This window comes from Pseudomonas syringae group sp. 243L2 (assembly GCF_032587875.1).
Taxonomy (GTDB): domain Bacteria; phylum Pseudomonadota; class Gammaproteobacteria; order Pseudomonadales; family Pseudomonadaceae; genus Aquipseudomonas; species Aquipseudomonas amygdali.
In genome coordinates, this window is record NZ_JAWHPL010000021.1 from 806,953 (window position 1) to 826,805 (window position 19,853).

A 19,853-nucleotide genomic window follows, 5' to 3' on the forward strand; every position below is an offset into this window, starting at 1 on the left:
CTCCTGCGTCTTCATTGCACCGAACCCAGAAGGATATTGTTCCAAACTAGTCGTTTCCGCGTCGCATATAAGCATTAGGATTCTCCTTTCCAAACTTTAAACGCGTAGTCACTAAAAACCTCTTCATGCCTGAAGAAACCGTTAGCAACCGTATGCAGCTTACCCATTTCCTTTATAACATCTTCTTTAGTCATCTTTTCTGCGGTAGAAGTAATTTTTACAGCGTCCATATCTACTAAAAATTCGTTTACCTTCAAAGCTTCCACTTGAAACGGTTTATCAAAACCATTAAAAACCACTAAAACACTTAAAATATCTTCTGGCAGTGAAAAAGCCCCGGGCACACATGTAACATTTACCCTAAGCTTATAACCACCTTTATCGTATTCGCTTAAAAACCGTCCTCCGCTTGCCTTCAACTCACCTACATCATGAGACAAAAACCTTTCTGAAATATAATCTGAAGGTTTTTCAGTACCTGTAGGCCTGACATGATCAACAAATCTAACACCCATGTTGATCACATGCATAAAATTCATATAAGAAAACAAAGTAACTACTACTCGTTTTACTTTATCTTCAAAATCCGCATAACTTTTATATTTTTTAGTAAATATCAGAATCTGATCTTTACTAATTTGCACTCCATAGCTTTTATCTGAAGGCATCAACATCCAGGCTTCGTGGTTAAAAGCTGCGCCTTGCGGCCCCGTATCAGGACTATCCAAAACGATATGATGCATGAGTGGAAGGACGTCACGGAGGTCGTTCTGAATCTCATCAATTTTCTTCGCTAGCAGAGGCCAAGGAGCGAACCTCACGGAAGCAAGAACATGAGCTAGAGGAGAGTTTTTAAGGACGCCGGTGCGAGTGGTCATTTTGGATCCAAGCCTGAGGAAGCCATTCAATGATAAAACTATACACCAAAGTAAACATTTTTTTGGTTTTTTGACGTTTCGCTAACCTACAGCTGGCCCAGCTCTCCAAGGCCCTACGCCGTTATAGCACTGGATCCCATAGCGTGCATATCAGCCGCCTGACAATAGGCTCAGCGCAACCAGCACCAGGTCGGGAGAGAGGTACGCCGCATGGCAACGGATCGAGAATTCTCCTAGCTGGCGAGGGCTGGACGCTCACACATCAGCTTGTCTGATAACTCAACGCCGCTCACGACACCCAGCGGCGCTGCCAGGTAAAGGAGTCCTCGCGGGAAGCGAAAAGGTACGCCACGACGCGGGAGTGTCAGATGACGAGTGAGGCACCGGAGCGGACGCGTTAACAGCTTCGAAGGAAACGGCTATCACTGAGGTAAAGATGTCCTCGTGCAGGTAGCAGCCCCGGCCATTTCAGATCCTCCCACCTTTTTCTGCGCCTTCGGCGGTTAATACCTATCGTGATAACCTTAATCTCAGACGAACAGTCAATTAAAAAACTCCCCTAGCTAGTTACAAAGTCTTCGTAAGCTCCTCCACCGCTTGAGGATCAACACCTTCCCGTGATAGGAGGCGATTAAAGAGTTCTTGTTCGGCTATGTACATCTTCTTTAACCCTAAGACACTACTGCTACATGACAAGTAACCTGCCATAGCATGACAGACAGCACAGAGTATATCCTCCAACTGCAGCCGTGTTGCCTGACTGAAATCTTCTACGGTAGGTGAAAGGGGAAGATGCGCCTGATAGAAATAGTGCACACCGTATGGCGATCCGTGGATTATCTCTGAAGACGTTGCGTATACAAGTGCATAGGCTGCCAGCAAGCGCGAACCAGCTTTAACTCCAGCAAGCTCACCTACTCGCTTTAATCGGGTAGGAGTGTCGTATTCGCTCCATTCACGAGATATGCCCTTTCTCGTGAATTCGCTCACTTCTACGGGAGCAACTGTAGCACTGGAAATTTTTATAGCAAATTCGCCAATTCCAACATTACGATTTTGTTGCTTCCAAGCACGATACTTAATCCATCGGACGGCCCGTTGGGCTTTCGCGTTGTTTTCTGCTAGTAAAAAAGACGCATTTATGAACGACTCTATGCAGCTTCGCGCTAACGGATAGAGATCCCTGACCGGAATTCCCCTCCAATCAGAGCATTTCAATAGGGTATTGACGGTCTGCCCTGCAGCCATTGCGATTGGTTGAGAGGTTCTCAGCTTATCCTCTGAAAGGCTACAGACGTACACCTCCCCTCTGTAGTTTAGTGTTCCCTGAGTAGTCGCATGCAAAGTGAGGCGAAGCAGCTCCAGTTGTTCATTGATAATGCCACGCAGCACGTCCATCTTTCTACTCTTAGTTCTGTAGCAGCTTTTTTGGAGATCCTATTACGCTATAATTCAAGCAGCCCACCTGAAGTCACAAAGGCGATCGCAAGTACGATGATATAGCTTTAACCCCAAGCTATATCGCTTTAAGCTGCACAGTCAAGTTCTGCAATGCAGACATGAGAATCAAGCCCCGGTTTTTTTCTAAATCATAATTGACACTACGAGCAGTGCAGCAGACACAACAAGCATAGTGAAAGCAAGCGACATGTATAGCCTCGCGGTCTTGGCACTAGCCTCGTTTGAGACTTGTTGCTTTGATTGTGATGCGATATTCGAACTCAAATCCGCAATTGCGGCATCTTTTTCAGAAACTGCAACGAGTAGCTGTTTTTTTAAATCTAATAGCTCGCCACTCAGATTTTCAACCTTAGAAGCCTCTGCTGCTAACAACTCTCTCGTTTCAAAAAGCACCGAGTTCAACCTATCCCTTTCTTTGCAGAATTCAACTTTTTGGCCTTTATAGTGCTTTACCAGATCTATCAAATATTCTTTCGTACTTGGATTACTCAAAGAGCTCCCACTCAAAAAGCCTTTTTCGCTTTGAAGCATTTTTTTAATCCTCTCTTTATGCTTAAACTCCAACTCATCATTAGTCGCCTCATCAGAAATCTTGTAATCAAAAATAGACGGTATTTCCACTTCAATTACTGGTATCGCGACCTTCCTAATATCTATTTGCTTCCGGGCGTTTACTGCGTTCGAGTTACGAATCTCAATATATAACTCACCACCCCATTTTTTCCAAAGCCAGTGCTCACTTTCAAATCTGTAATATACATCAGCATATCTTACGCCCCCTCCAACCAGAGCAATCTCTTTTTCTTGTTCCGCCTCGACAACCTGTAAGTTACAAGATACCTGTGTTCTTTTACCCTCACCAACCTGCAAAGACACATTAAGCCTGAGCTGTTTTATCTCACTAAGTGCCTCCTTAAACAACAGATGACTTAACGACTCTCCACCGACAGCTCCACTACCATCTCCGCTATTTATGTATGAAAAATATGGATAGTTTTTTCCAGAAACGTGTTTTACTGCTAATCGAGTCCCTGGTCTTCCAATACTGAAATATTGATACGGCGTTGGCTGGCCGTTGTAAAAATCTTTGCGCTGTTTGTTAACCTGCCAAGCGGTTACTTGGACATTTCCAGTTTGAGAAGTATATGCTCTAGTTTTTGACATTGCTTATCAGTTTTCCTATGCAACTAAAATCTTAAGTCACCCATACCGGAATGAAGCTCTTTCACGGTATCATTTTGCGAATGGACACGACGATGCTTAAAGCGATCCATGTGATTTTTTCTTAGCTAGGCTTCAAGCCTAAGGTCGCGGGTGCCAACGAAAACGGTACGAATGCGGTACAGCCCCCAGATTGCGAAACCTTGTCCAAACTATGCTCAAACCGTTGCATTTCGCTCCCCCAGCTATGCTAACCTAAGTCAAGCTTTGAGTGATTTCGCTAGGCATATGGTATAGCCCGGCAACTCATAATCCTTTGGTCCACGGTTCGAGTCCGTGTGGGCCCACCATATCCAAAGCCGCGCGTTGCGCGGCTTTTGTGTTTCTGGCGGAACACGTCAGATACAGTCCTATGGTCCAAAGGTACGCGCCTTCACCGCTCAGCTTCCGGACAATTCGAGAGAACCGACCTTTTCAACAGAATCGGCCAAAAACTGCCGTTCAGATCGCAGCTCAATTCTTCGCAGGCGCTGGCGCAGGGGGAAGTTGTTGCACCTCTGTGCAGTCGACCATCGCAACAGGCGCAGCCGCTGGCGGTGCGATGTTCAGCCTCGTTGGCAGTGCAGGCGTATTCGTAGAGACGGCCATCCTGATGCTGTGTTGGCCGCGTTGCTGGTTGCGCTGCGTGTCCGGATGCCTTCTGTTCATGGCGGTACCCGGACCAGGTCAGCGATGCATCGTTGATAAGATGCCCCGAGGCGCCGCAGCCGCTGCACAAACGCAGATCTGGAGGGCTGTCGAACAAGAGGTGTTGTCGTAGAATGCCCACCCTTGAACAACCTCAAAGGAATGAAATCTATGCCCGGCGAAAAAATCAGGAAGACGCTTGTGTATTCGGCGTGGGGGTTACTGTTTTTGAGCGTGGTGGGGGTTCTGGTCATACAGGCTTTCCAAGAAACACCCCAGCCGAGCAAACCCACCTTTCTCAGCGACCTCATCATTGTGACCGCGCGAACGATGGCCCAGAATCGAATAATCGACGAAGATATAACCTTCGTTCGTGCGCAAGCGGCCAACAGTCACGCACTCAAGTTCTATTACACGTTGACCCGTTATGACACTCATCCCAATAACGTTGACTTGGGCGTGATGAAATCAAACATCCTCAAGGCTAATTGCGCCGCGCAAATGCGCAGCGACCAATCGATACTTTCCTTGGGCGGCACCCTCATTTACATTTTTGGCAGCAAAAATGTAAAAGAGGTTGGACAGTTCGAAATTAACAAGCAGAGTTGTGAGGGCTGAGGCTACCCCTGATGTCGCCTGCATGACAGGGGCAGGGCAGCTTTTGCGCTATCCCCTATCCCGGCCTTTCCCGGTGAGATTCAGGTTCAAGCCCGCTTGGGCAACTTCCAGTTCGGCCGGATGAAGTGGCAGGTATACCCGTTCGGTATCCGCTCCAGATAATCCTGATGCTCCGGCTCCGCCTCCCAGAACTCCCTGGCGGGCTCGATTTGCGTGACCACACGCCCCGGCCACAGCTTGGAGGCGTCCACGTCAGCTGCAGTATCTTTGGCAATATCCCTTTGCTGTTCGCTCAGGTAGTAAATCGCCGAACGATAGCTTGGCCCAAGATCATTACCCTGCCGGTTAGGCGTGCTCGGGTCATGGATCTGGAAAAAGAACTCAAGAATCTGCCGGTAGCTGATCACCGCCGGGTCAAACACGATCTCAATCGCTTCGGCATGGTTGCCGTGGTTGCGGTAGGTGGCGTTCGGTACGTCACCACCGGTGTAGCCGACTCGCGTATGCAGCACGCCGGGGTAGCGTCGCAACAAATCTTGCATGCCCCAGAAGCAGCCGCCGGCAAGGATGGCGGTTTCGGTTGAGTTGGTCATGGTCTGTCCTAGCGGTTCATGGAGACAGGGATAGTTATGGGGTGATGTCGGCCAATACCAAGCCGGATGAAGTAAAAAACCGGATCGTGTTGCGGAACGAGTACACGTCCTACCGAAACCTTGGCGCCTTGCTCCGTTGCCTACAGTTGCTTCAGAATCCGCCGGCTTGTGCGGTTTAATCAGCGTCTATCAGGTGTTTCGGTCACTGACAACCCAGTGATCGGGTTTAGTTGACCACTATAATCAGTACCATTGCGTGGACTCATTGCGATCAGGAAAAGGGTCATAAACACATGCCCGTACGTAGAATCAGGCTGATCATGCCCTGCTGCGCATCTGCGGCTTTTGAAGCTTTTCACAACCATAACGTGCGCATGCGCTGGGATAGCTTGTTATCCAGGGCGGTGGTGGAAGACGGCAGCAGTCATCCTTACATTGGTGCAACCTCATCCAATCAGGGCCGTGGCTGGAAACGCCTGTTTGCCATGCGTACGCGCTTCGTAAACTATAAGCCCTCACACCACATTGCTGCTGCCGTCTTGATAGAACCTCAAGGTTTCTTTCAGGAGTGGGCAGCCTCAGTGCACCATAAAGATCTCGGTAATGACACTTCCGAGCTGACATACACCTTCATTATGCGTCTGAGGCCGCGCTGGCTGGGGTGGATGCTCAATTCAATGGTCAACACGCTGTTTGAAATAGAGACCCGGCGACGCTTCGCTGCAATGGCGAAGTATTTGGAAGAGCGCGGATCGACTTCCACATAGCTGAGACGGGTGAGCGCGCACAAGCGGTGACACCTCCCCCGCCCGATTAATGACAAGGAGGTCGCCATGCGCCCTGTTTATACCCCCATCATCCTGGCATCAGTATTGGCATCCGGTTGCACCTTCAAGCAAACGGTGGCTCCCGTCGAGCTGTCTCAGGACTTGGCACCGGAGATTTGCATGATTCCTGCCGATGGCCTGCGCGAAGGGTTCAACACTACCTATGTAAGGTTACTGACCGAAAAAGGCTTCCACACACGACAAATCCCATCGGATAGCAGCCCGTCCAGTTACCCTCTGACAACGACTTATATCGGGAACTGGAGTTGCGATAAGGCTATCTACATGAGTTATGCCGATATTCGCGTTTATCCATTTGGCCAGCAGGTGGGGTATGCTGAATATGATTCGCGCTGGGGTGGCGGTCGAGCAATCGATAAGTTTATCGACGCGGAGAAAAAAACCGAGATGTAGCCTTTTCAAAATTGGATGCAGTGCTCATAAACCCCTGCATATTGATTGTGCATAAAGATTGGGAGCAACCTGGTCGAAAATCTTATGAAAGACTGGCCCGGGACAAACTACTAGCCCAATAAAACATTCCAGTATTAAGCAGAAAATCCAAGGAGCCTTATATTAAACCTAAGAAAACCAAGATAAAAATCTCCATATTTTTGTAGCAGTTTCAAACCGTGCGTGATCGCAAATTAAAGTTGCTGGAAGAAACACAAGGGCAACGGTGCCAAACATTAATCCAAACAGAGTTCCGCCCACCCAAAAACTGCCTCCAGAAACTATCGCCGAGAAAGCGCCTATTATGAATGCCTGCCGACGGTCACGGGACTGATCAGGGTATTTTTCAAACATCAGCACTCATTCCTTCACCCTTGTGTTATTGAAGGGCGCTATTTAGATATGGCATAACTGATTCTGGTAACGTTTCCGCCCCCCCAGGCGGCGTATGGGTAGATCTGACTTACCAAGCAAACGCTACCTCGCAATCTTAACGTTGTCAATTGGCCACTTTACATGTTTTATCACAAGCTGCTTACCACCCCTCGCCTTCTACGTTCACAGTATTATTGCTGATGCAGACCATGCATAGCGCCAGGGACCAGGCCCCTCTGGCAAAGGACTTCAACTACTCCCTCTAGTGCTATTTCGAGCTTAGAGACCGTCAAGGCCGACTGTTTGAATTGCAGTTGCCAAAAGTCGAGACACTAAGCCCGACGACTTGCTACCCAAAGGTTTTCATAAATAAACAGCTCAGCACATCGTCTTACCGCAGCGATTACCTTTGGCGCCTGCTCGCTCAGCTCAACAGACCGCGCCAGTACTTGGTCGGGGGCATAGAATAGGCGGATTGCTTTGGCGATAGCGAAGTAGCTCTTGCTGTATTTCTTCTCGGCAGGCAAGCCCATCAATACCGCCATGTCCTCAAAGCCAATAGGGTTGAGCTGGTCATCCCTGTCGGAACGGCGCATGACGAACAGCCTGGAATTATCCGACAGGCAGAACTCTGGTACCGCAATTCCTGCTTCATTAGCCACCGACTGTTAAGGATTCTTCCACTCCTCTGACATCGCAACCTGCAGCGTGGTCATCATCAGTCGAATACTCCCTCAATTTCCTCCAGTGTAGGCATAACAGCGGGTATGACCGAAAGCTCACAATCCAGCGCCCCGAGCACGCGCGCATAGGCTGTCATGCCTACTGAGAGGTCACCTTTTTCTACGGCGATTATCTTTTGCCGTGTGACGGCTGCCAACGTAGCGAGCCTGGCTTGGGTAAGCCCTCGATTGAGGCGGCGCTGCCGAATCTGCTCGCCAAGACGCGTTGTGATGAGGGAATAGTCCATGTTCCGTATACATAACAAACTAGATTAAATGTAACGTATACCTAACCTTTGAATAAATCAAACTGATATGTGAACGGGGCTTTGAGTCGCGGCACCTACCAACCAAACAACTATAAGCCCACTCCCCCCACAGCATCCTCCCCCCCATCGACCCTCTCAATCACCCGATCAAAACATCCGATTAGCCATCCTCCGAAACATTCCGTAACGTTGTTTCCCCGTGCGACAGATGCGCGCACCGCTTGAGCTTCTGTTCCCCACGCTCAGCCCACGACCACGCACGAGCCCACCATGTCTCTGAACACCCCGCAGCAAATCGCTGAAATTGCCGTCGAAAGCGGCGTCAAGAAGGCCCACCTGGGCCTGTCGTCGTTGATGATCCTGGGCTTTCTGGCAGGGGCTTTCATTGCCCTCGGGTTTCTTCTCGATATTCATGTCAGCACCATGATCCCTCACGAGTGGGCGTCGCTGGGCAATCTGCTTGGCGCTGTGGTGTTTCCGGTCGGGCTGATTCTGGTGGTGCTGGCCGGTGGCGAGTTGCTGACCGGCAACATGATGAGCCTGCCCATGGCGCTATTCGCCGGGCGTATCGGTCTGGGTCAGTTGGTGCGCAACTGGGTACTGGTGACGCTGGCCAACCTTATCGGCGCGCTGTTCGTCGCCTATTGTTTCGGCCATGTGGTGGGGCTGACTGAAGGCCCATTCATGGCCAAGACTGTGGCCATCGCCAATGCCAAGGTGGGGGCCAGCTTCGAACAGGCATTCATCTCGGGTATTGGCTGCAATTGGCTGGTGTGCCTGGCGGTGTGGCTCAGCTACGCAAGCAAGGACGTGATCGGTAAAGTGGTCGGCATGTGGTTTCCGGTGATGGCATTCGTCGCGATCGGCTTTCAGCACATCGTCGCCAACATGTTCGTCATTCCTGCAGCGATCTTTGCCGGCGCCTTGAGCTGGGCGCAGTTCGGCGACAACTTCGTTCCGGTATTTTTGGGTAACGCGGTGGGCGGTGCGGTGTTCGTAGGCCTGGCCTATCACCTGGCCTTCTTCAATGCGGCAGCCCGACCTGCTGAGCTGTCCAGGACCAGCGGCGCGCAAGCACCGGAATAATCTGACGCCATACAGGCTCTGCGGTGAAAAGAGATGACGACCGCAGAGCAAACCAGCAAGTTGAAGAGCAAAACTCACCTCATAAGCAAATAGTCACGAGTTGGCTCGACAAGATCAGCTTTTGAAATGAAGCCGACTCCTCGCGTACCCACCGCCAACCTAGGCCGCACGCGTTCAGACACTGTCCATAAAACCGATCCACGCCGCCAGCAGCAATAAAACCGCCAGCACTCGATTCATCCACTGCACTCGCCAAGGCGATGTGAGCCAGCGGGACGAGCCTGCGCCCATCAGCGCCCAGCTGCCGAGGCAGGGCAAGGAAATCAGAAAAAACACCAGCGCCAGGTAAGACACCGGGCTGCGCTGGCTGTATACACTGACTACCGCCAGCACCATGACCCAGGTCTTGGGATTTACTAATTGCAGTGCTGCGCCACCGATAAAGCCCATCGGCAGACTGTTTTGCCGCTCGATTGAGTCGGTCGGGCTGGCACCTATCTTCCAGGCCAGCCAGGTCAGCCACAGCACGCCGACCCATGCCATGACGCGCTGAGCATTGGGGATCGCGAGCAATGAGTGGCCGACCCCCATGCCAATGAGCAACACCAACAGTGCAGCGCCGGTGCAGGCTCCCAGAATCAACGGTACGACGGCGCGCCAGCCGAAGCGGGCACTGTTGCTTAATACCAGGATGTTGGTGGGGCCGGGGGTAATCGAGGCGACGAAGGCGAACAGAATGAAAGGCAGCATGATCGGCAATCCAGGGCTGAAAACGCCCATGCTGCGACATACCACAGGATCAGTCTGGAAGGTTTGAGCAGCGCAAGCGATAGGCCGCCGGGCTAAGTCCGTAAACGCGCATGAACCAGCGGCCCAGATGGCTTTGGTCAGCAAAGCCCAGATCGCTGGCCACCTGAGCGGGCCAGATTCCGGCTGCCAGCATTCGACGGGCCTTGGCCAGGCGCAGCTGTACCAGATATGCATGAGGCGGCAGGCCGAAGGTCGCCTTGAACGCCCGAGTCAGGCGAAAGCGGTCAACGCCACAAACAGCTGCCAACTCGTTCATGCCCACGTCCTGATGCAGATGCGCGTGCAGATAATCCCTCGCCCGCAAGGCCACCTGCGGCAAGCGCGGATCGGGATCGGTCATGCGTCGCCATTGCACCCGATCAATGAGCTGCGCCAGTAATTCATCCAACGCGCTTTGACGAACGATGCGTAGTTCTTTTTGATGCAGCGCCGTGAAAGCGAACGTGACCGCGTGAGCCAGCCGTGATTCGGTTTGCAGGGTGTTGGCGAAAGAAGGCAAATGCTGGTCGGGAGCCTGTTCGAACAACCCACTGAGCTCCCGGCTCAGCCAATGCGGGTCCAGGTACAGCATCTGATAGGTGAACCCTTCGGCGCACGGGGCATTGCCATCATGAATTTCCCCCGGTTCCAGCGTGAACACCTGCCCGGGCGTGCTGGCATGGCGCTGACGGCGGCAATTGAACTGCTGCACTCCTTGCCGGGTAACGCCCACCAGATAGCTGTCATGCCAATGGGGATCATAGGCATGCCCCTGAAAGTGCGCGTGCAGCGTCTCGATGCCTGTATCAAGGTCACGAGCGAGGTCTATCCAGTGTGTGGAAGGCATAAAACACCTGAATCGATGAAAGCGATTGGTTATCGCTGACGTCAGAAGGTGAGTCTAGAACATTCGTGCATTCATCTTCGATTGGCAGCAGCGCATCAATCAAGGTGCCGTGCGCCGCTCAGCCTGATTCATGTACTCCATCAAAACCTGACTCAACGCCACCGCTCCAACCATCCCCTCCGCCAATTCAACCTCAACCTCCACACCCTGCAATCCTCCCTGTGCTGTCCATTCATCGAGCGCCAATCCATGCAACTTCAAAAACGCTTCGCGCCTGCACCATGCCTTGGCAAAGGCAACCGCACGCATCGACTCGGGCATGCCTGACAGCACACTGGCAACCTCAGCCCCCAGATAATCCAGCGCGACCGCATGCCAGTCCGGCACCGCCTGAACCTGCATCAAGTCCACGCCCACTGCGCCTTGGAGATTGACGGCAGCAAGAGAGAACCCGGCTTCGTGGCTGATGGAAAACCCGGGCTCCGGCAGCCCGTCGATAAGCAATCGCGGCGCGACACCTGGGGCGCTGATGAACGTGATCGCCCCGGATGGCAATTCGAGCCACTGTTCCAAGGCGATACGCACGCAAGCCCGAATGCGGTTTCTGGCCTCATCTCTTGCACAGCCTGGCCTGGTGACGCAGCTGACCAGCAATACATTCTGCCGAGGGAAGGACTCTGGAGGGGCGAGCCGGCCATCTTCATCGAATGCCCAGCTCGCCCCGCACTTCATGCCCTGTCAGGTGACGCGGGACAACCAGCCCAACGGCTGCCGACAGGGATATGTTCGCCCTTCATGACCAGGGTCAGTGCGCCAAGGTGCGCATCGTTGCCGACTACGGCGCTGTACAGCACGGCGCTGCGTGGCCCCATGTACACGCGTTCGCCGATGATGACGTGATCAATCTTCATGACCCGGTCTTCGAACAGGTGTGTTTGCGGGCAGGCACCGGCATTCAGCTCACTATCTGCACCGATGCTGACGCAGTCGAATTCGGTGATGTCGGTTGTGTCCATGTAAACCCCTCGGCCAATCTTGCAGCCGAACAGGTTGAAGGCCAGCGGCAACCACGGAGTACCGCGCAGGTAGCGCATGAAGTTTGGTGCGGCCATGCCTTCATAAAGGCTGGTGATACCTTCCGAAAGCCATACGAATGGCGTCCACATAGGGTCTGCGCGTTTGCGATAGCGCCCCATGACCAGCCACTTCAAGGCTGCGATCAGCAGAAAGTTACCCACGCTGTACGCCATGCCGATGACGGCAAGGTAAGCCAGCACGGCACCCCAGCGCTCTTGGTCGGCGAGTGGCATCAGATCAAGCATCACGGTGTAGCCAACCGCAATCACCACCGCGTGCGGGGTGACAATGCGCACGCCTTCGACCAGACCTCGGGCCAGACGACGCAATGGCGAGGGCTTGAAGGTCAGAGATTCCGGAGCACCACTTACCTGCTCGCGGGCTGGCAGGTGGATGGGTGGTGAGCCCAGCCAGGTATCGCCATCGGCCATCTTGCTGTTATGCGGTGCACAGGAATGGACGCCGATCAGGACGTTTTCCGGCAGCACCGTGCCATCTGAAATGTAACCGCCGTTGCCGACAAAGCTGCGATTGGATACGACCGTGGGCTGCATGGTCATCCAGCCGCCGTCGATACGCTCATCACCGAGCATCACCGCATCCGCAATAAAGGTTTCATCGCCCAGGGTCAGCATGTCCGGGATGACGCCCTGTGCGCTGGAAATCTCGGCGTCGCGCCCCACTTTCGCGCCCAGCAGTCGATACCAGAAGGGCGAATACACCGTGGCGTAGATGCCGGAAAGCACGTTGAGGCTGGCCTCTTGAATCTGGCTGATCAGCCACTTGGCGCAATAAGTGTTGCTGTGTACCGCGTAGCGACCCGGCTTGAGACGTGGAAAGACGATCCAGCGCAATGCGGCAGAGGCCAGAACAGTCGCGACAATCAGCACCGCACTGGCCGGGAACGCGAGCAGGAAATAGCGCGCCAGTTGTCCCAATGGTCCGCTGCCCTCGAACCATGGCAAGACGTTCTGCGTGTCGAACCAGTCGATCAGGAAAAAGGTCGGGAAGACCGGGATGAAGAACAGCGTCGCGACCAGCAGAACGCCGAACACGAAGAACAGTTTTTCTGCCCGCAAACGCGCAGGGCTGGTCACAGGCCGCGCAGGTTGGCCGAGCGTATCGAACGCGCCGACATCACGCGCAGGTGAGCCCTGCCAGATACGCCCCGCCGGAACCTCCCGGCCGTCGGCCATGGCCGATTGCGCCTCAAGATGCCCCCACGGACCGATAGCGGTATTGCCTTCCATGATCACGTAAGAACCGACACAGGCATTGTCCTGCAATGCGATACGTCCCAGATGCAGCTGACCCCGCTCGACGCGTGCGTTCTCGAAGCTCACGCCGTTGCCGACGCTGACCCCGTCACCGATCTCCAGCAGGTCGTGGGCCCGCACCGTGGCCCCGCCGATAATCACTTCCTCACCGATCTTTGCTCCCAGGGCGCGTAGCCACAGGGGATAAAGCGAAGAACCACTCAACAGGTAAGTCGGTGCCGACTCGACCATACGGTCGGCGGCCCACCAGCGAAAGTAAGTGACGCCCCACAATGGGTATATTCCAGGCTTCAGGCGACCAACGATCAGCCACTTGGCCGCCCACGCGATGAAAAACTGCAGAACGGTGGCAATCAGAAACACCGAGATAGAAGCCAGCGTCGCCAAAGCCACAGAGTCGTCAGGCGAACCGGTAAGCAAGTGATAAGTAAAGAATGGCGCGAGCCACTGAGTCATGCGCAGGCTGACCATTACCGGCAATGCCAGAGCCTGAGCCACGCCGCAACGCCAGCGACGCCACGCGGACGGAGGCGTCCAGTCGACCGGGGCAGCCATCTCTTGCGGTGCTTGATCCAGCACTTCGGCAATCGCGCCGATACGGCGTTGCTGGTAAATGTCGCGCACGGTGATTTGTGCAAAGCGAGGGTTCGCCCGCAAGGCCGAGGCCAAACGAGCGGCAAAGAAGGAGTGCCCGCCCAGATCGGTGAAAAAGTCCGCATCGCGGCGGATCGGCATGCCTGGAAAGAGTGAGGCCAACGCAGCAAACAGTGCGATTTCGCCTTCAGTTTCAGCCACGTCGGACTCTGCGCCAGCACCCGCGGCATCAACCGTCAACGGGCGGGCCTTGAGTGTTTTGCGGTCGATTTTTCCGGACGTGAGGCGCGGCATGCTGTCGAGCAACTCGAAATGCCCCGGCACCATGTACGACGGCAACCGGGCCTGCAAGACCTTGCGCAGCTGGCTGGTGAATGTGGAGTCCGTCGATGTATCGCAAACCAGATAAGCAATCAGCTGATCAACGCCACCCTCGTTGCGCAACAGGACGGCAACAGTACCTACGCCGGGCTGTTGCGCCAACAGGGCTTCAATCTCGCCCAGCTCGACGCGAAAGCCACGAATTTTCACCTGATCATCGGCACGTCCCAGGCATTGTACTTGTCCTTCATCGTCGATCCGCGCGAGGTCGCCGGTGCGGTACAGGCGCGCATCGTGATAGCCAGTGGACCACGGGTTAGGCAGGAATTTTTCCTGGGTCAGATCCGGTCTGCCCAGATAACCTTCAGCCAGACCGGGGCCGATGATGCACAGTTCGCCGACTTCGCCACGTGGCAGCAGGCTGGGTGCCAGGCTGCTGCCGACCGCTGGGTCATTGGCGATTACCAACAGACCATAATTGGGGAGCGGCGTACCAATCGAGACCGGGCGACCACGCGACAACCGCGCCAGACTCGCCGACACAGTGGCTTCGGTGGGCCCGTAGGTGTTGAACATTTGCCGGTTCGGCGTGGCCCAGCGGTCGACCAGCGACTCAGGGCACATCTCGCCGCCCAGATTGATCACCCGCAGGCCGGGGACGTCTTCGCTGAACAGCGCCAGCAAGGTAGGCACCGCGTGCAAAACGCTGATGCGCTGCTCGTTCAGCAGACGTGGCAGGGTTTCGGGGTCTCCGCTGGTTTCCTTTGGGCCTATCCACAACGTTGCGCCCACCAGATAGGCAATCCAGATTTCCTCGAACGACATGTCGAATGCCACGGAAAAGCCTTGGTAGACCCGGTCGCTGGCACGGATACCGAGTACCGCGTTTTCGCTGCGCAGGAAATGGCAGATGCTGCGCTGGGAAATCAGGATGCCCTTGGGCTTGCCGGTGGAACCGGAGGTGTAGATCACGTACGCAGGATGATCGGGAAGCACACCACTGCGGCGCACCAACGCTGCGTCGGTCTGTGTCAGCAGCGCTTCGGCCGTCCATACGTTCAGACCGCTACCAGCCAGCAACGGGCTCAGCGCGTTGCAGGACACCAGCCCCACGGCGCTGGCATCTTCCAGGCATATCTGCAGACGCTCCACCGGCGTGTCCTGATCCAGAGGCAGCCAGGCGGCACCCGCCTTGGCGATACCGGCCTGCATCACCAGAAGCTCAATGCCTCGCGGCAACCACAGACCAACGATGTGCCCAGGCCTTACGCCAGCCTTGATCAGCGCAGAAGCCACCTGATCAGCCTGCCGGTCCAGCTCCCCATAACTGATCCGGTGCTCGCCGAAGATCAGTGCCACTTGCTGCGGATTACGCCGGGCGCTGGCTTCCAGCAGATCGGCCAGCACTTCCTCGCGTAGCAGTTCAGGTTGAATCGGACCGTAAATCACGTCCGCCGATTGTTCGTTCTGGCAGGTCTGCAGCAGGTTCAGGTTATTCATGGCAGCAAATATTCGCTCGTCTGAAGGAGATGCCTGAGATTTCTGGTTATGGGGTCAGAGCCGGTCCATCAGCGAGTGGCGTGCATTTTGTGGTGACAAGGTGTCCGCAATATTTCTGTTTTGATACATTTTGGCTGGAGCGCTGCAGCTCTCACCGCGGTGAAAGAACAGGCTGGCAAGGCGAATATGGCAAACACTGGCTGTATGAATCTTGAACAACAAAACGAAGGTGGCGGATAGCCAACAAGGCATTTATGTATCGACCTTGCAGCTCGATGAGGAAAGCGCAGTTCGCTAAAGTGGATTGCATCCATGACTTGGCATGGGTTACAGCAGACGCCACAGGGTCTCACGCGTCGCAGGATCGAAAGTCTGCGACTGACGCTTCATGACGCGCCTTAACCCATCGCCAATACAATCCGTCGGCATCGGACAGAACCCATGCTGACGAAACCATGGGCCATTCCAGGGTGGTTCGCGAAATGTTGTCAGGCTCACCGCATCAGCCCGACGCAAGTGCGCGTACGCCACGACAGACGACAGCAGGCTTTTTCCAACGCCCTTGCCTGAAGCAAGAGGTTCGACCGAGATATTGTCCAGGTATAAGTAATCATCCAGTAGGCGCATGGCTACGAAACCGATGACTTCATCGCAATGCCTGTCTACAGCAACCATGACCCGGCAGGCTTCGAATCTGTCTGCGCCCAGCGGTGGGCTTTCGGCGACATGAGCCAAAGAGGGGATGATCGTATACCGCTGGCGAGCCCGCACAGAGAGACGCTGTAACTGCTCCAGATCGTTGTCATGCGACAACCGCAGATCAAATTCCATCTGGCTTTTCTCCTTGGCTGGTCAACACTGCAGGTGAGGACGGCAACACGCATCAGGTGCTGCCGCCGGCCTTGTGCTCTTCAGTCAGGCAGGGCTCAGCGCCCGACTGAAGAGCAGCTATTTGCCATAGCGGCTGATGAACAGCGCGGCGCGTTTGGTCACCACGGGCAGCGAACTCAGATCGATGGTTTCATTCTCGCTGTGGGCACCCTGCCCCCACGCGCCAAGCCCGTCCAGGCTCGCCGTTACATATTTGTTCACATAGGAAATATCGGCACCGCCTCTTTCCGCTGACGGAGCCGATTCCAGTGCAGGTCCATCAAGGTCCTGGCTGACCTTGCTGTAGGCTTGCAGAAGTTTGCGATTACTTTCGCGATCAACCATGACCGGCATGATTGCCTTGATCTTCAACTCGCTATGGGTCTGTGGCAGCGAGTGACTGGCTATTTCCTGCAGGCGGGCTTCGGCAGAGCCTCGCTGTTCTTCACTGCTGAACCGCAGGTCGCCATGCACGGACACTATTCTGGCGATTGTGGTTTTTCTTCCCGAGGCAGTGCCTTGCCCGCTTGGTACATCTTCCTGGGCTGTGGCACCGCCCAGAATGAGCCCAGGGTTGATGGTCAAGCCTTGTTCACCGGAGAGTTTGGAGCGAATTTCATCAAGCACCCGGGCCGACTCGTACACCGCACCGAAACCGGTTTCAGGCTGAAAAATAGTCGCTGAGTGTTTGTCTATGCCGGTACTGGTCAAAAACCATTCGCTCAATCCTCTGCGCTCGGTGATTAACTGATTGGGCGACAAGGCGAATTCAAAGCCCAGTGCTATGTCACTTCTTTTGGCTTCGGCAATCAGCCATTCTCTGGAAATTTCAGTCGGCTTGGCCGCCAGCTCTTCGTCACCAACCAGGACCACAGAGATATTCATGTCCTGCAATGCGCCGCTGTGTTTCAGCGCCTGCAAGGCGTAAAGAATGGTGACCAGGCCGCCCTTATCGTCGATCACTCCGGGGCCTTTGGCTTTTTTGCCGCCATCTATCAATGAATACTTTTGAAACTTGCTGGTGGCCGGAAACACCGTGTCCAGATGGCCTATCAGCAGAATTCGTTTCGCAGACTTGTTACCGTCATGCACCGCGACAAGGCTACCGGCATGGTTCATCCCTGCGGGCAGCTCGTGCCAACGGGTATCGAAGCCCAGCGCTTCCAACTCTGCCTTCATCAGATCACCGACCTTGACGACACCGTCCACGTTGTCCGTGCCGCTGTTGATGTTCACCAGTTTTTCAAGCAACGCGACCTGCTCGGCACTGTGACTGTCGACGTACGAAGTAATGCTCTGTTCATCGAGCATCGTTCCTGCCAATGCGCCATGGCAGAAAAACAAAGTCGTGAGCAGGGAAATACTTTTTTTCATGGAAGATAAACTCCGCTTGGCCATTAGTGATGACCGGGGCATTGCGCCCGGGATCTCATCAGATTGCCCACAAGGAGCGATGCTGTGCCGTCCTAAGTGTCGGGAAGGCTGATACGGTTCCATTGCGCCAGCAAGTGAACCACTATGAAGGCGGACGAACGGTAGTTGAAATTTTTGGGCCCGAAACAACGTCTGGACGATGAGCCGAATAGCCAGCACAATCGGCTCACCTTATGAGCCGATTAAACCCGTATTCGGCTCACCTCAAAGGCATATCCAATGTCCGAACATCTCTGGATCTGGCAGCAGCCGGACTGGCCCCACTTCAACTGGAGCGATGAACGCATCGCGCCCTTGATACGAGCGTGCGCTAAAGCTCAGGGTCGCCTGCTGGGAATGAGCGGCGTAGTGAGTGGCGATGCCGAAATGCGCGAGGGCGTGGACACCCTGTTGCAGAATATTGTTAGCTCGTCTGCCATCGAAGGCGAGCGACTGAATGTGGGCTCTGTCAGGTCTTCGTTGGCGCGTCGTCTGGGTATTGCCAATAACGGTAAACAAAACCCCCGCAGCGAGGGGTTGGCAGAGCTGATGCTGGACGCCACACGCAGGCACGATCAACCGCTTGACCTGCAACGCCTGTACACCTGGCATCGCTGGCTGTTCCCGGCAGAAGACAGCTTTGTATCCGCTCGCATCCTGGCAGGCCAGTTGCGTAGCGACGAGCCCATGCAGGTGGTCTCCGGGAGACTTGATAGACCGGTCGTGCATTTCGAAGCACCACCGCGCGCAGTGCTTGCGCAACAACTGGACGACTTCCTCGACTGGTTTGCCGCCAGTCAAAATGATCCGGGGCTAGATCCATTCGTGCGTGCCGGCATCGCACATTTCTGGTTTGTGACGCTGCATCCATTTGACGACGGTAATGGTCGCCTGACGCGGGCGCTGACTGACCTGACGCTGACTCAGGGCGATCAACAAGCCATTCGGCTGTTTTCCATGTCTGCCAGCATCCTCGATGACCGCGCCGGGTATTACCATGTTCTGGAAACCAGCCAGAAACGTACAACCGATATCACCGAGTGGCTGGAATGGTTTTTGCGCACATTGCTGAACAGCATTGAGCATGCCTTGGTTCGTATCGAGCGGGTGTTGGCCAAGACGCGATTCTGGCAGTTGCACAATGGTGACGGCTTGTCCGCCGAGCAGGTCAAGGTGTTGAATCGACTGCTTGATGGCGGCGAGCGGGGTTTTGAAGAAGGTCTGAGCGCCGCGCAGTATCAAGCGGTAGCGAAAGTCTCCAAGGCCACGGCGACCCGGCATTTAAGTGATCTGCTTGGCAGAAACTGCCTGACTCGTCTGCCCGGCGGCGGCCGCAGCACTCGCTACCAGATCAATCGGCCCTTGCCATAAGGGCTGCAGAATCTGAGAGGGCTACTAGTCCTTCAAGCGCGCGGCACTGGTAGCATCGACCGTAGCGTCCAACTCTGCACACAGGACACTCCATATAAATGTAGGCCTGAGCCATCAGAAGTCCTCCGGCTTGCTTCTGGGCAGGCGAACGCGCTTGCGGTCGGCCGCTTCAAGCTGTTCGACGCTAAACGACTCGTCGTCTCGCAGCCCCTGAAACAAGCGCTCTGACACACCCAGCCCCCAGACCACCAGCATGAAGTCGCGCAGCGATACGCCGTCTGCGCTGCCTGCTTCGATGCGTCGAAATGTACGCAGCGAAATGCCCAGCCGTTCGGCAAGATCCACTTGCCGAACGCCCTGTTGTAGCCGGGCCTGCTTTACCAGCAGGGCAATCCGCAACAGCGTGTCGCTGCATTGAACGGGGAAAAAAGCTTTCATGAGCAGTTACCAGCGAGCAGGCGCGGGGGTTCAAGGAATCACAAAGTAGTACGTTTGCAGGCTTGAACCTGTAGATAATAGATCATGAAAGTACACATTAATGACCATAAAGCCTCATATAAAGGCATCTTAAAAAGTGCTGGATTTCATCCTTACTGAATTCAGATCGTGATTCCTACCGCTTGAATCCACGATGTCATGTTCACTGATCGCCAACATACACCAC

The 19,853-nt window shown here is 54.5% G+C and carries 17 protein-coding genes and 2 pseudogenes; 5 read left to right on the forward strand and 14 right to left on the reverse strand.

All coding sequences use genetic code 11. The features are described from left to right. Positions 1-74: 74 nt before the first annotated feature. The 3 genes from RYB66_RS16610 to RYB66_RS16620 form a co-directional block, all read right to left on the reverse strand. Positions 75-878, reverse strand: coding sequence for a TIGR04255 family protein (locus RYB66_RS16610; RefSeq protein ID WP_284403568.1), 804 nt, complete (start codon positions 876-878; stop codon positions 75-77). 567 nt (positions 879-1,445) lie between these two features. After that, positions 1,446-2,276 (reverse strand): DUF5677 domain-containing protein, encoded by an 831-nt coding sequence (locus tag RYB66_RS16615; RefSeq protein ID WP_284404547.1) that lies wholly within the window; start codon positions 2,274-2,276, stop codon positions 1,446-1,448. Between the two features lie 186 nt (positions 2,277-2,462). After that, complete coding sequence (locus tag RYB66_RS16620) at positions 2,463-3,503, reverse strand: hypothetical protein (RefSeq protein WP_316894899.1); 1,041 nt, start codon at positions 3,501-3,503, stop codon at positions 2,463-2,465. Between the two features lie 855 nt (positions 3,504-4,358). Here RYB66_RS16620 and RYB66_RS16625 point away from each other — a divergent pair. After that, positions 4,359-4,805: a hypothetical protein gene (locus RYB66_RS16625; RefSeq protein ID WP_316894900.1), complete on the forward strand. Its 447-nt coding sequence runs from the start codon at positions 4,359-4,361 to the stop codon at positions 4,803-4,805. 86 nt (positions 4,806-4,891) lie between these two features. Here RYB66_RS16625 and msrA read toward each other — a convergent pair whose 3' ends face one another. Further along, the gene (gene msrA / locus RYB66_RS16630) at positions 4,892-5,398 is read right to left on the reverse strand and encodes a peptide-methionine (S)-S-oxide reductase MsrA (protein WP_316892118.1); all 507 of its coding nucleotides are present in this window, start codon (positions 5,396-5,398) and stop codon (positions 4,892-4,894) included. A 293-nt stretch (positions 5,399-5,691) separates the two neighbouring features. On the opposite strand from msrA, the gene RYB66_RS16635 reads away from it, so the two are divergent. Continuing rightward, a complete protein-coding gene (locus RYB66_RS16635) occupies positions 5,692-6,165 on the forward strand; it encodes a hypothetical protein (RefSeq protein WP_316894902.1) in 474 nt (157 codons plus the stop codon). Positions 6,166-6,231: 66 nt separating this feature from the next. Beyond that, a pseudogene (locus RYB66_RS16640) lies at positions 6,232-6,636 on the forward strand (Sbal_3080 family lipoprotein); the annotation flags it as partial. 171 nt (positions 6,637-6,807) lie between these two features. On the opposite strand, the gene RYB66_RS16645 reads toward RYB66_RS16640, so the two are convergent. From RYB66_RS16645 to RYB66_RS16655, 3 genes and pseudogenes are all read right to left on the reverse strand, one after another. Then, positions 6,808-7,032: a hypothetical protein gene (locus tag RYB66_RS16645; protein WP_316894903.1), complete on the reverse strand. Its 225-nt coding sequence runs from the start codon at positions 7,030-7,032 to the stop codon at positions 6,808-6,810. Between the two features lie 467 nt (positions 7,033-7,499). Continuing rightward, positions 7,500-7,718: pseudogene (locus RYB66_RS16650) on the reverse strand (HipA domain-containing protein); the annotation flags it as partial. A 53-nt stretch (positions 7,719-7,771) separates the two neighbouring features. Beyond that, positions 7,772-8,023, reverse strand: a complete 252-nt coding sequence (locus RYB66_RS16655) for a helix-turn-helix transcriptional regulator (RefSeq protein WP_005744016.1) — start codon at positions 8,021-8,023, stop codon at positions 7,772-7,774. A 291-nt stretch (positions 8,024-8,314) separates the two neighbouring features. Between RYB66_RS16655 and RYB66_RS16660 the strand changes: the two genes are divergently transcribed. Continuing rightward, positions 8,315-9,130 carry a formate/nitrite transporter family protein gene (locus RYB66_RS16660; RefSeq protein WP_005744017.1) on the forward strand — a complete coding sequence of 272 codons (816 nt, stop codon included), beginning with the start codon at positions 8,315-8,317 and terminating at the stop codon, positions 9,128-9,130. A 174-nt stretch (positions 9,131-9,304) separates the two neighbouring features. On the opposite strand, the gene RYB66_RS16665 is transcribed toward RYB66_RS16660, so the two are convergent. The 6 genes from RYB66_RS16665 to RYB66_RS16690 form a co-directional block, all read right to left on the reverse strand. Continuing rightward, positions 9,305-9,880, reverse strand: coding sequence for a LysE family translocator (locus tag RYB66_RS16665; RefSeq protein WP_044299238.1), 576 nt, complete (start codon positions 9,878-9,880; stop codon positions 9,305-9,307). 49 nt (positions 9,881-9,929) lie between these two features. Then, the gene (locus tag RYB66_RS16670) at positions 9,930-10,766 is read right to left on the reverse strand and encodes an AraC family transcriptional regulator (RefSeq protein ID WP_005744020.1); all 837 of its coding nucleotides are present in this window, start codon (positions 10,764-10,766) and stop codon (positions 9,930-9,932) included. Between the two features lie 99 nt (positions 10,767-10,865). Continuing rightward, positions 10,866-11,498 (reverse strand): 4'-phosphopantetheinyl transferase family protein, encoded by a 633-nt coding sequence (locus RYB66_RS16675; protein ID WP_005744021.1) that lies wholly within the window; start codon positions 11,496-11,498, stop codon positions 10,866-10,868. After that, positions 11,495-15,535, reverse strand: coding sequence for a Pls/PosA family non-ribosomal peptide synthetase (locus RYB66_RS16680; protein ID WP_316894907.1), 4,041 nt, complete (start codon positions 15,533-15,535; stop codon positions 11,495-11,497). Before RYB66_RS16680 ends, RYB66_RS16675 begins: the two co-directional genes overlap by 4 nt. Positions 15,536-15,862: 327 nt before the next feature. After that, the gene (locus tag RYB66_RS16685) at positions 15,863-16,366 is read right to left on the reverse strand and encodes a GNAT family N-acetyltransferase (RefSeq protein ID WP_316894909.1); all 504 of its coding nucleotides are present in this window, start codon (positions 16,364-16,366) and stop codon (positions 15,863-15,865) included. Between the two features lie 117 nt (positions 16,367-16,483). Beyond that, positions 16,484-17,779, reverse strand: coding sequence for a M20 family metallopeptidase (locus RYB66_RS16690; protein WP_316894911.1), 1,296 nt, complete (start codon positions 17,777-17,779; stop codon positions 16,484-16,486). Positions 17,780-18,058: 279 nt separating this feature from the next. Between RYB66_RS16690 and RYB66_RS16695 the strand changes: the two genes are divergently transcribed. Then, complete coding sequence (locus tag RYB66_RS16695; protein ID WP_005744027.1) at positions 18,059-19,189, forward strand: Fic family protein; 1,131 nt, start codon at positions 18,059-18,061, stop codon at positions 19,187-19,189. A 114-nt stretch (positions 19,190-19,303) separates the two neighbouring features. On the opposite strand, the gene RYB66_RS16700 is transcribed toward RYB66_RS16695, so the two are convergent. Next, a complete protein-coding gene (locus RYB66_RS16700; RefSeq protein WP_004654729.1) occupies positions 19,304-19,627 on the reverse strand; it encodes a helix-turn-helix domain-containing protein in 324 nt (107 codons plus the stop codon). Positions 19,628-19,853: the final 226 nt, after the last annotated feature.